At 65.4% G+C, this 14,688-nt stretch carries 13 protein-coding genes and 1 rRNA gene; 9 read left to right on the top strand and 5 right to left on the bottom strand.

What is annotated here, in order from left to right; all coding sequences use genetic code 11:
* Positions 1–48: 48 nt before the first annotated feature.
* The 3 genes from HV798_RS28085 to HV798_RS28075 all read right to left on the bottom strand — a co-directional run bounded on the left by HV798_RS28085 (position 49) and on the right by HV798_RS28075 (position 3,752).
* Complete coding sequence (locus tag HV798_RS28085) at positions 49–1,005, bottom strand: hypothetical protein (RefSeq protein ID WP_175216604.1); 957 nt, start codon at positions 1,003–1,005, stop codon at positions 49–51.
* Positions 1,006–1,031: 26 nt separating this feature from the next.
* On the bottom strand, positions 1,032–2,099 hold the full coding sequence (locus HV798_RS28080; RefSeq protein ID WP_175192671.1) for a tartrate dehydrogenase: 1,068 nt from the start codon (positions 2,097–2,099) through the stop codon (positions 1,032–1,034).
* A 123-nt stretch (positions 2,100–2,222) separates the two neighbouring features.
* Positions 2,223–3,752, bottom strand: a complete 1,530-nt coding sequence (locus HV798_RS28075; protein WP_175192672.1) for a helicase HerA-like C-terminal domain-containing protein — start codon at positions 3,750–3,752, stop codon at positions 2,223–2,225.
* Positions 3,753–3,908: 156 nt separating this feature from the next.
* On the opposite strand from HV798_RS28075, the gene HV798_RS28070 reads away from it, so the two are divergent.
* From HV798_RS28070 to HV798_RS28040, 7 genes are all read left to right on the top strand, one after another.
* On the top strand, positions 3,909–4,640 hold the full coding sequence (locus tag HV798_RS28070) for a YebC/PmpR family DNA-binding transcriptional regulator (RefSeq protein WP_025135157.1): 732 nt from the start codon (positions 3,909–3,911) through the stop codon (positions 4,638–4,640).
* Between the two features lie 140 nt (positions 4,641–4,780).
* The gene (purD, locus tag HV798_RS28065; RefSeq protein ID WP_175192673.1) at positions 4,781–6,088 is read left to right on the top strand and encodes a phosphoribosylamine--glycine ligase; all 1,308 of its coding nucleotides are present in this window, start codon (positions 4,781–4,783) and stop codon (positions 6,086–6,088) included.
* 13 nt (positions 6,089–6,101) lie between these two features.
* On the top strand, positions 6,102–7,013 hold the full coding sequence (gene hemF, locus HV798_RS28060; RefSeq protein ID WP_175192674.1) for an oxygen-dependent coproporphyrinogen oxidase: 912 nt from the start codon (positions 6,102–6,104) through the stop codon (positions 7,011–7,013).
* Positions 7,010–7,597, top strand: a complete 588-nt coding sequence (gene nadD / locus HV798_RS28055; protein WP_175192675.1) for a nicotinate (nicotinamide) nucleotide adenylyltransferase — start codon at positions 7,010–7,012, stop codon at positions 7,595–7,597. The genes hemF and nadD overlap by 4 nt, the downstream gene beginning before the upstream one ends.
* Positions 7,598–7,670: 73 nt before the next feature.
* Positions 7,671–8,075, top strand: coding sequence for a ribosome silencing factor (rsfS, locus tag HV798_RS28050; protein WP_029953358.1), 405 nt, complete (start codon positions 7,671–7,673; stop codon positions 8,073–8,075).
* Positions 8,076–8,083: 8 nt separating this feature from the next.
* Positions 8,084–8,554: a 23S rRNA (pseudouridine(1915)-N(3))-methyltransferase RlmH gene (gene rlmH, locus HV798_RS28045; protein WP_025135153.1), complete on the top strand. Its 471-nt coding sequence runs from the start codon at positions 8,084–8,086 to the stop codon at positions 8,552–8,554.
* A 53-nt stretch (positions 8,555–8,607) separates the two neighbouring features.
* On the top strand, positions 8,608–9,228 hold the full coding sequence (locus HV798_RS28040) for a Maf family protein (protein WP_175192676.1): 621 nt from the start codon (positions 8,608–8,610) through the stop codon (positions 9,226–9,228).
* A gap of 102 nt (positions 9,229–9,330) precedes the next feature.
* On the opposite strand, the gene HV798_RS28035 is transcribed toward HV798_RS28040, so the two are convergent.
* Positions 9,331–10,668: a dicarboxylate/amino acid:cation symporter gene (locus HV798_RS28035; RefSeq protein WP_175192677.1), complete on the bottom strand. Its 1,338-nt coding sequence runs from the start codon at positions 10,666–10,668 to the stop codon at positions 9,331–9,333.
* Between the two features lie 295 nt (positions 10,669–10,963).
* On the opposite strand from HV798_RS28035, the gene HV798_RS28030 reads away from it, so the two are divergent.
* Together HV798_RS28030 and HV798_RS28025 are read left to right on the top strand one after the other, a co-directional pair.
* Positions 10,964–12,934: a sensor histidine kinase gene (locus HV798_RS28030; protein ID WP_246289249.1), complete on the top strand. Its 1,971-nt coding sequence runs from the start codon at positions 10,964–10,966 to the stop codon at positions 12,932–12,934.
* Positions 12,935–13,013: 79 nt separating this feature from the next.
* Positions 13,014–14,423: a sigma-54-dependent transcriptional regulator gene (locus HV798_RS28025; RefSeq protein WP_217481198.1), complete on the top strand. Its 1,410-nt coding sequence runs from the start codon at positions 13,014–13,016 to the stop codon at positions 14,421–14,423.
* 174 nt (positions 14,424–14,597) lie between these two features.
* On the opposite strand, the gene rrf is transcribed toward HV798_RS28025, so the two are convergent.
* A 5S ribosomal RNA gene (rrf, locus tag HV798_RS28020) occupies positions 14,598–14,688 on the bottom strand; the annotation flags it as partial.

The raw sequence follows: 14,688 nt of genomic DNA, 5'->3' as shown, positions 1-14,688 counted from the left end.
CCCGGTAAAAGCAAAGGGCCTGGCAAGAAATTGCCAGGCCCTTTGTTTTCAGTTCTTCAGCAAGGCTTGCCACGCTTGCCGCTCGATCACATCCGGCGGTATCGCACTGACGGGCGACAGATTGATCACCGACACGCCCCGACCGCGCCATTGCTGCGCGGCAAAGCGGAACGACGGTTCGATGAGGCGGGCGAAATTGCGCGCCAGGCGGCTGGTCTGCGGCGTGGCGCCTTCGTCGTAAAAGCGCATGCCGTGCTGCAACGTCAGGTCCAGGCCATGCAGGTATACCTTGCGGGCCCCGCCTGAAATCATCACCTGCAGCGCCACATAGGCCACCGTGTCGGCGTCGAACACGCCCAGCGACGCGTTGAAGCTGTAGCCCAGGCCCTGCTTGGCGTCCAGCAGTTGCAGATCAGGCGAAGCCGCCACCATGCGCTTGAGCACGGCCGGGGCCGCGCTACGCTGATAGGCACGCTCGGAGATCAGCTCGATGATGCAGATGCGGCAGCGGATCAACTCTTGCGGAATCCCCTGCATGATGTAGCGCAGCACTTCGGGCAGCACATACAGCGTCAGCTCACAGGCCACGATCTCGCGCACCAGATCAATGCGATCTCGGACGAAGTTCTGGTCGATGATGCAGTAATACTTGAACGGCAGATCGAACTTGCGGGCAAGCGCGATCGAGCCGTTCACGCCCATGGCCGCCCGGATCTTCAGGCGGTCATAGGGAATCTCGGCGATGGAGGGTCCGCTCAGGATCAGGTGCATCTCGTCGTCGGCCGGGTCGTAGCCCTGCTCGAGCGGCGTGATGGGCAACGACCGGCCAAAGGCGCGAAAGCCGCTGATCACCCCGGCCGAATTGCGCCAGATGCGAACGAACGGCCACAGATGCTGGTTATGCCGCTGCGTGCGCGACCGCATCATGCGGAACAGCTTGCGAGCGAAACGGTCGGCACGGCTGCCACCCACCTGAGTGGAGGTAGAAGCAATAGAGTCGACCATGTCCTCGGCCCCCTGAAAACGCACGGCTAGCCCGCCGCGATCAGCGACGCAATGGCATCGCCGACTTCAGCGGTGGAAGCCGTGCCCTTCATGTCGCGCGTACGCGGGCCATCGGCCAGCACGGTTTCAATGGCGCGGACCACGGCCGCCGAGGCGTCGGGGTAACCCAGGAAGTCCAGCATCAGCGCGCCGCTCCAGATCTGGCCGATCGGATTGGCGATGCCTTTGCCATAGATGTCGGGTGCGGAGCCATGCACGGGTTCAAAAAGGGACGGGAACTTGCGTTCCGGGTTCAGGTTGGCCGACGGCGCGATGCCGATCGTGCCCGTGCAGGCCGGGCCCAGATCGGAAAGAATGTCGCCGAAAAGATTCGACGCCACGACCACATCGAACCAGTCGGGGTGCTGCACGAAATGCGCGCACAGGATGTCGATGTGATATTTGTCCCAGCGCACATCCGGATAGTTCCCGGCGATATCGGCCACCCGCTGGTCCCACCAGGGCATCGAAATGGAAATGCCGTTGGACTTGGTGGCCGCCGTCAGGTGCTTGCCACGCTTTTGCGCCAGTTCAAACGCAAATTTCAGCACGCGGTCGGCGCCGACACGGGTAAATACGCTTTCCTGGATGACCACTTCGCGTTCGGTGCCGCCAAACAGGATGCCGCCGCTATTGGAATACTCACCTTCGGTATTTTCACGAACGATGAAAAAATCGATCTCGCCGGGCTTGCGGTCGGCCAGCGGCGACGGCACGCCGGGCATCAGACGTACCGGACGCAGATTGATGTATTGATCGAATTCGCGGCGGAACTTGAACAGCGAGCCCCACAGGGCCTCGTGGTCGGGCACGGTGGCGGGCCAGCCGATGGCGCCGAAGAAAATCGCCTCGTGCTGGCCGATCTGCTGCTGCCAGTCGTCCGGCATCATCTTGCCGTGCTTGGCGTAATAATCGCAGCTCCAGTCGAAATGGTCCCACTGGAAATCGATGCCAAAGCGCGTCGCGACGGCCTCGAGCACCTTCAGGCCTTCCGGCACGACTTCCTTGCCGATACCGTCTCCGGGAAGCACTGCAATCTTGTGTTTCTTCGCCACCGCTCTGTCCTTTCGATTCCTGGGTTACACCGCCCAGAATCATAGGCATAAATGGCGGCAACGCAATACCCCCAGTTACAAAACTTGGGGGTATCCGGGTGTTCCAGAGACGGAATACAGAATTCAGCGCCGGGTTTTGGATCCCAGCAACGAACCGAGTATGCCGCGCGCGAGTTCCCGGGCAATGGAACGCGCCGTGCTTTTGGCCACCGACTGCACCACGCCATCGCGCTTGCCGCCACGCGGGCCCGTCGAGCCGAACAGGACATCATTCAGGCCATCCATGAAGCCGCCCCCCTTGTCTTCCTGCGCGGGCGCGGGGGACGGCGCCCCCGCTGTCGGCACGGGGGCTGCCGGGTCCTGTTTGGCGGGCGCCGACGCGCGCCCGGCCAGCACCTCGTAGGCGGATTCGCGGTCGATGGCCTGGCCGTATTTCGCGGTCATCGGGCTGGCCTGGCGCAACGCCTGGCGTTCCGCGTCGGTCGCGGGGCCGATGCGGCTGGCGGGCGGCACGATCCAGGCGCGTTCGGTCGGCATCGGCCGACCCTTGGCGTCCAGCAGCGACACCAGGGCCTCGCCCACGCCCAACTCGGTAATGGCCGCTTCGATGTCCAGGCCGGGATTGGGCCGCATCGTCTGGGCGGCGGTCTTGACGGCCTTCTGGTCGCGCGGGGTGAACGCGCGCAGCGCATGCTGCACCCGGTTGCCCAGTTGGCCCAGCACGGTATCGGGTATGTCCAGCGGGTTCTGCGTCACGAAATAGACGCCCACCCCCTTGGACCGCACCAGCCGCACCACCTGTTCGATCTTGTTCAGCAGCGCGGGCGGCGCGTCATTGAACAGCAGATGTGCCTCGTCGAAGAAGAACACCAGCTTGGGCTGTTCCATGTCGCCGACTTCGGGCAGCTTTTCATACAGGTCGGCCAGCAGCCACAACAGGAAAATCGCGTACAGCCGCGGCGCCTGCATGAGTTTGTCGGCGGCCAGCACGTTGACGATGCCGCGGCCCTGGGCGTCGGTGCGCATCAGGTCGGCCACGTCCAGCATGGGTTCGCCGAAGAATTTCTCGGCGCCCTGGGATTCCAGCGCCAGCAGGCCGCGCTGGATCGCCCCCACGCTGGCCGAAGACACATTGCCGTAGCGGGTCTTGAGCTCGGCGGCGCGGTCGGCCACGTTCTGCAGCATGGCCCGCAGGTCTTTCAGGTCCAGCAGCAACTGGCCTTCGTCGTCGGCTACCTTGAAAACCAGGGTCAGCACCCCTTCCTGGGTGTCGTTCAGTTCCAGGATGCGCGCCAGCAGCAGCGGGCCCATATCGGTGATGGTGGCCCGCACCGGCACACCCTGCTCGCCGAACACGTCCCATAGCGAGACCGGGCTGGCGCCCCAGGCCGGCTCGGCCAGGCCCAGGCTTTTCAGGCGTTCCTGCAGCTTGGGGCTGGCCGCCCCCGCTTGCGAAATGCCGGTCAGGTCACCCTTGACGTCGGCCATGAAGACCGGGGTGCCGATACGGGAAAAGGATTCGGCCAGCACCTGCAGCGTGACCGTCTTGCCGGTGCCGGTGGCCCCGGTGATGCAGCCGTGCCGGTTGGCCAGGGCGGGCAGCAGCGCCAACTCGGTCTGCGCGTTCTTGGCGATGACGATGGGGTCGGGCATGGGCAACTCTCCGGGCCGGGGGGTATCAGATGCCCAAGTGTAGAGCCTGCCGTGGCGCTTGTGCGTGGCAATATGGACACAGGCGACGGGGTCCCGGGCGCGCAGGCCGCCGGCACGGTAAAATGCCGTTTTTGCAGACAATTTATCTGGGAAGCCATGGCCGGACACAGCAAATGGGCCAATATTCAGCACCGCAAAGGCCGCCAAGACGCCAAACGCGGAAAGCTCTGGACCAAGATCATTCGTGAAATCACCGTGGCGGCGCGCGCCGGCGGCCCCGACCCGGACAGCAATCCGCGCTTGCGCATGGCCTGGGACAAGGCCACCGACGCCAACATGCCCAAGGACAACATCCAGCGCGCCATCCAGCGCGGGGCGGGCGGCGCCGACGGCGACGCCTACGAAGAAGTGCGCTACGAAGGCTACGGCATCGGCGGCGCGGCCGTCATTGTCGACTGCATGACCGACAACCGCACCCGCACCGTCGCCGAAGTGCGCCACGCCTTCGCCAAGAACGGCGGCAACCTGGGCCAGGAAGGCTCGGTGGCCTTCATGTTCAAGCACTGCGGCCAATTCGTATTCGCGCCCGGCACGCCGGAAGACAAGGTCATGGAAGCCGCCCTCGAAGCCGGCGCCGAAGACGTCACGACCGACGAAGAAGGCGTGATCGAAGTCGTCTGCGCCCCGCCCGACTACGCCGCCGTGCGCAGCGCCTTCGACGCCGCCGGCCTGAAAGCCGAAGTCGACGGCATCGTCATGAAGGCCCTGAACGAAACCGAGCTGGCCGGCGAAGACGCCATCAAGATGCAGAAACTGCTCGACGCCCTGGAAGGCCTGGACGACGTGCAGGAAGTCTATACCACCGTCATTTTCGACGAAGCGCAGTAATTCCATGACCCTGGCGCGCTGAAGGCCCCCGCCTTCCAGGCGCCACGCTGTCACCGGACCCGGGCCCGCCCGGGTCCGTGGCCTATTTCTCGGGCAGGTGTCTCGCGACACTCGACTGGCAACCTTAAGACTCACGCAACATGAAACTCCTGGTAATTGGCTCTGGCGGCCGCGAACATGCCCTGGCCTGGCGACTGGCCCGCTCCCCGCGCGTACACAAGGTGTACGTCGCTCCGGGCAACGGCGGCACGCAACGGGCCGAGCAAATGGAGAACATCCCGTTCACCAACGCCGAAGAACTGGCCGATTTCGTCCAGCGCGAAGGCATCGCCCTGACGGTCGTCGGCCCGGAAGCCCCGCTGGCTGCTGGCGTGGTGGACGTCTTCCGCGCCCGTGGCCTGAAGATCTTCGGCCCGACCAAGGCCGCCGCGCAGCTGGAAAGCTCCAAGGACTACGCCAAGGCCTTCATGGTCCGGCACAACATCCCCACCGCGCGCTACGAGACCTTCACCGACCCGGCCCTGGCCCACGCCTATATTGACCAGGAAGGCGCCCCCATCGTCATCAAGGCCGACGGCCTGGCCGCCGGCAAGGGCGTGGTGGTCGCCGCCACCCTCGAAGAAGCGCATGCCGCCGTCGACGCCATGCTGGGCGATGGCTCCATGGGCGCTGCTGGCGCGCGCGTCGTCATCGAAGAATGCCTGGTGGGCGAAGAAGCCAGCTTCATCGTCATGTGCGACGGCCGCAATGTGCTGGCGCTGGCTACCAGCCAGGACCACAAGCGCCTGCAGGATGGCGACCAGGGCCCGAACACCGGCGGCATGGGCGCCTATTCGCCCGCCCCCATCGTGACCCCCGAACTGCACCATCGCATCATGCGTGAAATCATCCTGCCGACCGTGCAGGGCATGACGCGCGACGGCATTCCCTACACGGGCTTCCTGTACGCCGGCCTGATGATCGCCCCGGGCGATGATCCCGACCGCGACATCAAGACGCTGGAATTCAACTGCCGCATGGGCGACCCGGAAACCCAGCCCATCATGATGCGCGTCAAGAGCGACCTGCTCGACGTGCTCGAGCACGCCGTGGACGGCACGCTGGACCGCGCCGACATCACCTGGGACCGCCGCACGGCCCTGGGCGTGGTGCTGGCCTCGCACAACTACCCGAACACCCCGCGCACCGGCGACGTCATCCGCGGCCTGCCGGCCGACGCCGATGACTGCATGGTGTTCCATGCTGCCACCGAGCTGGACGGCGAAGACACCAAGACCACCGGTGGCCGCGTGCTGTGCGTCACGGCACTGGGCGACTCGGTCAAGATGGCGCGCGACCGCGTGTACGAAGCCATCGACGGCATCCACTTCGACGGCCGCCAGTACCGCAGCGACATCGGCTGGCGCGCACTGAAGCCGTCCCAGCAAAAGCCCAAGTCCAACGCGTAACCGGAAAGCGCCGATGAACGCATTGCCCGTCGCCACGGTCCGCGACTACCTCACCGGCCTGCAGTCCCGCATCGTCGCCGCCCTCGAGGCCGCGGAAGGCAGCGCCTTCCGCGCCGACGAATGGACTCGGGCCGAAGGCGGTGGCGGCCTGTCGCGGCTGCTCGAAGGCGGCGCGCTGTTCGAACGCGCGGGCGTGCTGTTCAGCCACGTCAAGGGCACGAAGCTGCCGCCGTCGGCCAGTGCCCATCGCCCCGAGCTGGCCGGACGCGGCTGGGAAGCCATGGGCGTGTCCATGGTGCTGCATCCGCGCAATCCGTACGTGCCCACCACGCACATGAACGTGCGCATGTTCGTGGCCGCGGCCCGCCCCGGCCACGACGAAGCCGACGTGTTCTGGTTTGGCGGCGGCATCGATCTCACGCCCTACTACCCGTTCGAAGAAGACGCGCGCCACTTCCATACGGTCTGCCACGACGCCCTGGCGGCCCACGGCGCCGACTACTACCCGCGCTACAAGCGCTGGTGCGATGAATACTTCTTCCTGAAGCACCGCAACGAAACCCGCGGCATCGGCGGCATCTTCTTCGACGACCTGAACGCCCCGGGATTCGACGCGTCCTTCGCCCTGACCCGCTCGGTGGGCGACGCCTTCCTGGCCAGTTACCTGCCCATCGTCGAACGTCGCCGCGACACGCCCTACGGCGAACGCGAACGCGATTTCCAGGCCTACCGGCGCGGCCGCTATGTCGAATTCAACCTGGTCTTCGACCGCGGCACCCTGTTCGGGCTGCAGTCGGGCGGCCGTACCGAATCGATCCTGCTGTCCATGCCGCCCCTGGCGCAATGGCGCTACGACTGGCATCCGGAACCCGGCACCCCGGAATCCGAACTGGCCGCCTACCTGACCCCGCGGGACTGGGTGTGAAGCGCATCGGACTTCTGGGCGGCAGCTTCGACCCCGTCCACGTCGCGCACATCGCATTGGCCGAAAACGCCTTGCGCGCGCTGGGCCTGGCCCAGGTACAGCTCATCCCCGCGGCCAATCCGTGGCAACGGGCTGCCCTGCACGCCACCGAATCGCAACGCCGCGACATGCTCGAATTGGCCATCGCCGGACACGACGGGCTGGTGGTCAACCCCATCGAACTCGAACGCGGCGGCGCCACCTACACCATCGACACCCTGCGGGCGCTGCCGAACGATGCCCGCTATGTCTGGCTGCTGGGCGCCGACCAACTGGCCAACTTCTGCACCTGGCGCGACTGGCAGGAAATCTCCCGCCTGGTGGACCTGGCCGTGGCCACGCGCCCCGGCACGCCGCTGGCGCCGCCCGCCGACCTGGCCGCCTGGCTCGACAGCCTGGGCCACTCGCTCGAAGAACTGCCTTTTGCCCCGATGCCGGTATCGGCCTCGCAGATCCGCCAGCGCCTGGCGCAGGGCGAATCCACCGATGGCCTGCTGGCCGGCCCCGTCGCCGCGTATATTGCGGCGCACCATCTTTACCGATAAACCCACACCCGCCTGGGCGCACAGCGCCACGGAACCGGCACCTGCTGTCCGTGCGCGGGTTATATTTGCAGCTATGGATATACAGAAACTCCAACGCGCCGTCATCGACGCCCTCGAAGACGTCAAGGCGCAAGACATCAAGGTCTTCAACACCACGCATCTGACGAGCCTGTTCGATCGCGTCGTGATTGCAAGCGCTACCTCCAATCGCCAGACCCGTGCGCTGGCCTCCAGCGTAGCGGATCGCGGCCGCGCACTCGACCTGTCCGGCATCACGATCGAAGGCGAGGACACCGGCGAATGGGTCGTCGTCGACCTGGGCGACCTCGTGGTCCACATCATGCAGCCCGTCATCCGCCAGTACTACAACCTGGAAGAAATCTGGGGCGGCAAGCCGGTACGCGTCAAACTGCTGCCCGAATCCACCCGGGCGGCGCCGATCGTCAGCGACGGCGCCTACGACGACGCCGACCAGTAAGGCGCGGCGTGAAACTGATCGTCGCCGCGGTTGGCACACGCATGCCGGACTGGGTGCAGACCGCCTGGGACGACTACGCCAAGCGCCTGCCGCCCGATTGCGCGCTGGAACTGCGCGAAATCAAGCCTGAACCGCGCACCACCGGCAAGACACCCGCCCAGATGATGGCCGCCGAAGCCAAGCGCATCGACGCCGCGCTGCCTGCCGGCGCCCTGCGCCTGGCACTGGACGAACGCGGGCGCGACCTGACCACCATGGCCCTGTCGCAAAAGCTCGAACAATGGCGAGCGGGCGGCCAGGACGTGGCCTTTCTGGTCGGTGGCCCCGATGGCCTGGACGCCGACCTCAAGGCCTCGTGCAGCGGCCAGTTGCGCCTGTCTTCCCTGACCTTGCCGCATCCCATGGTGCGCGTGGTGCTGGCCGAGCAGCTCTACCGCGCCTGGGCCATCATGACCAACCACCCTTATCACCGCGCCTGATCCGCGCCTGGCGCCCCAGCCAGGCGCGTGGCGGGCCTACCCAGCCGCCCCGTATGACTGAATCCGCTCCCGCCCTGCCCGCGCGCCTTTATCTGGCTTCCGCCAGTCCGCGGCGACGCGAACTGCTGACGCAGATCGGCCTGGCCCACGAGGTCTTGCGCGTGCCTGCGCCGCCCGGCGAAGACGAACCCCAGCATGACGGCGAAAGCGCCGCCGACTACGTCCAGCGCACGGCCCGCGACAAGGCCCTGCGCGGCCGCGACTGGCTGGGCGCCCAGGCGCTGCCCGTCCTGCCGCTATTGGCCGCCGATACCACCGTGATCCTCGACGGCCAGGTGCTGGGCAAGCCGGCTGACCGGGGCGATGCCGTCCGCATCCTCGGCGCCTTGTCCGGCAACCCGCACCAGGTACATACCGCCGTCGCGCTCTGGACGGGCGATCGACTGCTGGAGGCCGTGTCCATTACCCACGTCTGGATGCGCGCGCTGACGCCGGACGAAATCGACCGCTATTGCGACAGCGGCGAACCCTTCGGCAAGGCGGGCGCCTACGGCATCCAGGGCCTGGCCGGCACCTTCATCTCGCGTATCGACGGCAGCTACACGGGCGTCATGGGCCTGCCGCTGTTCGAAACCGCCAATCTGCTGCGCAGCGCCGGAATTCAGATTCCCTGACGCGGATCGGCATGAAAAAAGCCCCCGGCCGGTTGGCTCGGGGGCTTTTTCTTTGCTGCCCCGCCGTTCTCATTGAACGCCAGGGGCAACTGGTCGCGGCGTTCAACCTTGCGAGGTCGACACGCGCGCAATCGCTTGCGGGTCCGTCGCGGCGGGGGCCTCGCCTTCCAGCGCGGCATGCAGCTTGTCCTTGTCCAGCTCGCCTTCCCAGCGCGCGACCACAACGGCGGCCGTGGCGTTGCCGACCAGGTTGGTCAGCGCGCGGCATTCGGACATGAAGCGGTCCACGCCCAGGATCAGGGCCATGCCGGCCACCGGCACCGTCGGCACCACAGACAGCGTCGCGGCCAGCGTGATGAAGCCCGCGCCGGTCACGCCCGCCGCGCCCTTCGAGCTCAGCATCGCCACCAGCAGCAGCAGGATCTGGTCACCCAGCGACAGCGGAATGTCGCAAGCCTGGGCAATGAAAAGCGCCGCCATCGTCATGTAGATGTTGGTGCCGTCCAGGTTGAACGAGTAACCGGTGGGCACGACCAGGCCGACCACCGACTTCGAACACCCGGCGCGTTCCATCTTCTGCATCAGGGTCGGCAGGGCCGCTTCCGACGAGCTCGTGCCCAGCACCAGCAGCAGTTCTTCACGGATGTAGCGCACCAGCTTCAGAATGGAAAAGCCGTTGTAGCGAGCCACCATGCCCAGGATGACGACCACGAACAGCACGGCCGTCGCGTAGAACGTGCCCACCAGCATCGCCAGGTTGATGATGGACTTGATGCCGTACTTGCCGATGGTGAACGCCATGGCGCCGAAAGCGCCGATGGGGGCCGCCTTCATCAGGATGGCCACCAGCTTGAAGATCGGCTGCGCCAGCGCCGTCAGGAAATCCAGCACCGGCTTGCCGCGTTCGCCCACCTGCGCCAGCGCGATGCCGAACAGCACGGCCACGAACAGCACCTGCAGGATGTCGCCGCCAACGAAGGGGCTGAAGATCGTGGTGGGAATCACGTTCAGCAGAAAGCCGGTGATCGTCGAATCATGCGCCTTGGCGACATAGCCCGACACCGCCTTCTGGTCCAGTGTGGCCGGATTGATGTGCATGCCGGCGCCCGGCTGCACGATGTGGCTCACCACCATGCCCACGATCAGGGCCAGGGTCGAGAACACCAGGAAGTACAGCATGGCCTTGCCCGCCACGCGGCCGACCTTCTTCAGGTCGCTCATCGCGGCGATGCCGGTGGCGACCGTCAGGAAGATCACCGGCGCGATGATCATCTTGACCAGCTTGATGAACCCGTCGCCCAGCGGCTGCATCGACTCGCCGAGTTCCGGCTTGAAGTAACCCAGCAAGATGCCGATCGCGATCGCAAAGAGCACCTGCACGTACAGGATTTGATAGAACTTGAGCTTGCGCGCAGGCGCGACTTGATCTACTTCGATCATTGGGATTTGTCCCCACCAGGGGCCCCAGGCGCCTTGCGATGCTACGCAACGGCCGCCGGGGCGTTATCTCTTTTAAAGCCTTGCGTATCTCCGCAGGCCATTTCACCCGGGTGCGCAATGCCGCCAGGCTTACCGAGGTATATGCAAATGCCGTGCCAGGTGGCGCCAATCCTGAATCTGTCCCCAAGCCCTTGATTTTGCTTGTTTTCTTTTCCATCTCGGGATCAGTGCACGCTATGGCTGGCGAAATTCCACACAGAAACCAGATAAAATGTGCGGAAAACCACACACCCCCATGCCCTCCGATCCCTCACCGTCCAAGGCGTCCCCTCGCCCATCATCGAGTGGCCCATCCCAGGCCAGCGCGCTTGCCGCCGCCACGCCGCGCGGCATTACCTGGCCATGGGCGCTCCTGATCCTGCTTGCGGTCGGCATCGTCTTCGGCACCCTGCACGCCGCCAGTGAATGGGCGCGTGACGGCGCCCTGAAGGAAGCCGCGCTGCAAGCCCGTGGCGCAGGCCAGATCAACGCCGCCCTCTTGCGCAACAACCTGGACAAATTCCGCGCCCTGCCCTTCGTGCTGACCCGCGATGTCGACCTGCGTGCCACGCTGCAGAACCCCACGCCCGCCCAGATCGAATCGCTGGACGAAAAGCTCGACACGCTGAGCCGCGGCGTGGGCGCATCCGCCATCTACGTCCTGGATCAAAGCGGCTACGCCATCGCCGCCAGCAACTGGCGCGAGCCCGCCACCTTCGTCGGGGTCGATTACCAATTCCGCCCCTATTTCAAGGGCGCCGTGGCGCATGGCTCCGCGGAACATTTCGCGCTGGGCACCATCAGCCACGAAGCCGGCCTGTACTTGTCGCGGCGCGTGGACGACACCAACGGCGCCATGCTGGGCGTAGTGGTGCTGAAGGTCGATTTCCGCGATCTCGAAGCCGACTGGCGGCAATCGAACGCCCCGATCTTCGTCACCGACGAACATGGCGTGGTGTTGCTGGGCAGCCTGTCCGACTGGCGCTTCCGAGTGCTGTCGCCCTTGGCGCCCGAGATGGCGCAGACATTGCGTACCAGCCTGCAATTCGGCGATGCGATGTTCCAGCCGCTGCCGCTGCGTCCGCCACTGAAAACCGTCAATGGCGGCCAATTGGTGCGCGCCGATGAAGCCCTGCCTCAGATTCCCGCAGGCGCGCCCCTGCTGCACACCACCCTGCCTATTGTCGAATCGCCAGGTTGGACCCTGCATCTGCTGTCGCCCGTGCAATCCGCCCTGAACCGCGCCACGGCCAACGCCCAGCTCGGCGCCCTGCTCGCCCAGGCTTTGCTGTCGGCGGTGATCGGCATCTTTCTGTACCGTCGCCACCGCAACCGCGAACGTACCGCGCAGCAGGCGGCGGTGCGAGAGCAACTGGCCGCCCAGGTCGAAGAACGCACCGCCCAACTGCGCGAAGTGAATCAGCAACTGCTGACGCAGATGGACGAACGCCAACGCACCGAAGCACGGCTGCACACCATGCAGGACGAACTCGTGCAGGCCAGCAAGCTGGCCCTGCTGGGCCAGGTCGCTGCCGGCGTCGCGCACGAGGTCAACCAACCCGTCGCCGCCATTCGCGCCTACGCCGACAACGCCGCCGAATTCCTGCGCCGCCAGGATACCGCCTCGGTGCAAGAGAACCTGGGTACCATCGCCTCGCTTACCGAGCGCATTGGCCACATCACTGGCGAGCTGCGCGCGTTTTCACGCAAGGCAGGCGCCTCGGTCGGCCCGACCAGCCTCAAAGAAGCGCTGGACGGCGCGCTGCTGCTGGTCGGCCCCCGCGCCCGGCGCCAGGGCGTCGTGCTGCAACGCCCGCCCGCCGAACCCGATTACCGGGTACAGGCCAACCGTATCCGTCTCGAACAAGTGCTGGTGAACCTGCTGCAGAACGGCATGGACGCGCTGGAAGGCCAGGCCGACGGCCGCATCATCATCGCCATGCAGGACATGGGCGCCTCGGTGCAGTTGTTCGTCAATGACAACGGCCCAGGCCTGTCGCCCGAAGCCAGTGCGCGCCTGTTCACCCCTTTTCATACGACCAAAGCCGAAGGCCTGGGGCTGGGCCTGGTCATTTCGCGGGACATCATCGCCGAATTCGGCGGCGACCTGCGAGCCGCCCACCTCGGAGACGCCATTTTCCCCGCACCCCACGGTCCCGGCCGCGGTGCAATGTTCACGCTCACGCTGCGCAAGTCGCCGCCCACGATCCATGACCCGCGCCCCTGATTCCTCTTCTTCCCAGCCGACGGCCGCCAACGGCGTGTTGCCGACGGACGCTCCCTCTGCGACAACACGTGCCACAAGCATGCCGCCCGGCGGCCCGTCGTTCGGTCCCGCATCCACCGACAACCTGAGCAAGCCGCCGGCGCCCCGCGTCGCGTTCATCGACGACGACGAAGATTTGCGGCGCGCCAATGTCCAGACGCTGAAGCTGCACGGCATTGCAGTCGAGCCCCACGCCAGCGCACGCAGCGCCTTGCCGACGCTGAACCGCGACTTCGACGGCGTGGTCGTTACCGACATCCGCATGCCGGACATCGACGGCCTGCAGTTGTTCCAACGCTTGCGTGCTATCGATCCGGAAATTCCCGTCATCCTCATCACGGGTCACGGCGACATCGCCACCGCCGTGCAATGCATGCGCGACGGCGCCTACGATTTCCTGGCCAAGCCTTACCCGCCCGATCGTCTGGTCACGGCCATCACGCATGCCGCCGAAAAGCGCCACCTGGTGCTGGAAAACCGACGCCTGCGTGAAGCCGCCTTTGCCGTGGAAGCCGACGAAGTGCCGTTCATCGGCACCACCCCCGCCATGCAACGCATCAAACAGACGCTGCGCCACATCGCCGATGCCGACGTGGACGTGCTGGTAGAAGGCGAAACGGGCACCGGCAAGGAAGTCGTTGCCACCGCACTGCACCGCTTGAGCCGCCGGCGCCACCATGCGCTGGTGGCAATCAATTGCGGCGCCTTGCCCGAAAGCGTGATCGAAAGCGAATTGTTCGGCCACGAGGCCGGCGCGTTCACCGGCGCCCAAAAACGACGAATCGGCCGCATCGAGCATGCCAGCGGCGGCACGTTGTTCCTGGACGAAATCGAAAGCATGCCGCTAGCCGTGCAGGTCAAGCTGCTGCGCGTGCTGGAATCTCGCCAGATCACGCCGCTAGGCAGCAACGATGTCCGCAATCTGGATCTGCGCGTCGTTGCCGCCACCAAGGAAGATCTCGGCAGCCCCGCCATCCGCGCCAAATTCCGCGAAGACCTGTTCTACCGCTTGAACGTCGTCACCATCCGCATTCCGCCGCTGCGCGAACGTCGCGAAGACATTCCGCTTCTGTTCGCACACTATCTGGGCCATGCATCACGCCGCTTCCAGCGCGATATCCCCGACATGCCAGCCGACATCAAGCATCATCTGTTGACCCACGACTGGCCTGGCAATGTCCGTGAACTGGCCCACTTTGCCGAACGCTTCGTCCTGGGTGTGCTCAATGCCCCCACCAGCACGGCCCCCGTCCAGGACACGGCGCCTGGCACACTACCCGAAAAGATGGAACGCATCGAAGCCCAACTCATCCGCGAAGCGCTCACGGCCCATCAAGGCGATGTACGCGCCACGCTGGAAACACTGGGCATTCCCCGCAAGACGTTCTACGACAAGCTCCAACGTCACGGCATCGACCGGCAAGACTACACCGGTACGCCGCTGGCCTGAGCGTATTCCATGCTCGATGCCCATGCAAAAGCCCCAGGGCGGCGCAGCCGCCCTGGGGCTTTTTTGTATTGTTGTGTTTGTGGCACCGCGACTCAGAATTTCTCTTGCCAAGTTTTCGTCGCCACAAAGACAAAACCCCACAGGCGAGAGCCTGTGGGGTTTTGCGGAATAAAAGCCTGACGATGACCTACTTTCACAGACGTCCGTCCACTATCATCGGCGCAAAGGCGTTTCACTGTCCTGTTCGGGATGGGAAGGAGTGGTA

It is taken from the genome of Achromobacter deleyi (genome assembly GCF_902859705.1).
GTDB lineage: Bacteria > Pseudomonadota > Gammaproteobacteria > Burkholderiales > Burkholderiaceae_B > Achromobacter > Achromobacter deleyi.
This window is presented reverse-complemented; position numbering and strand designations above follow the sequence as displayed.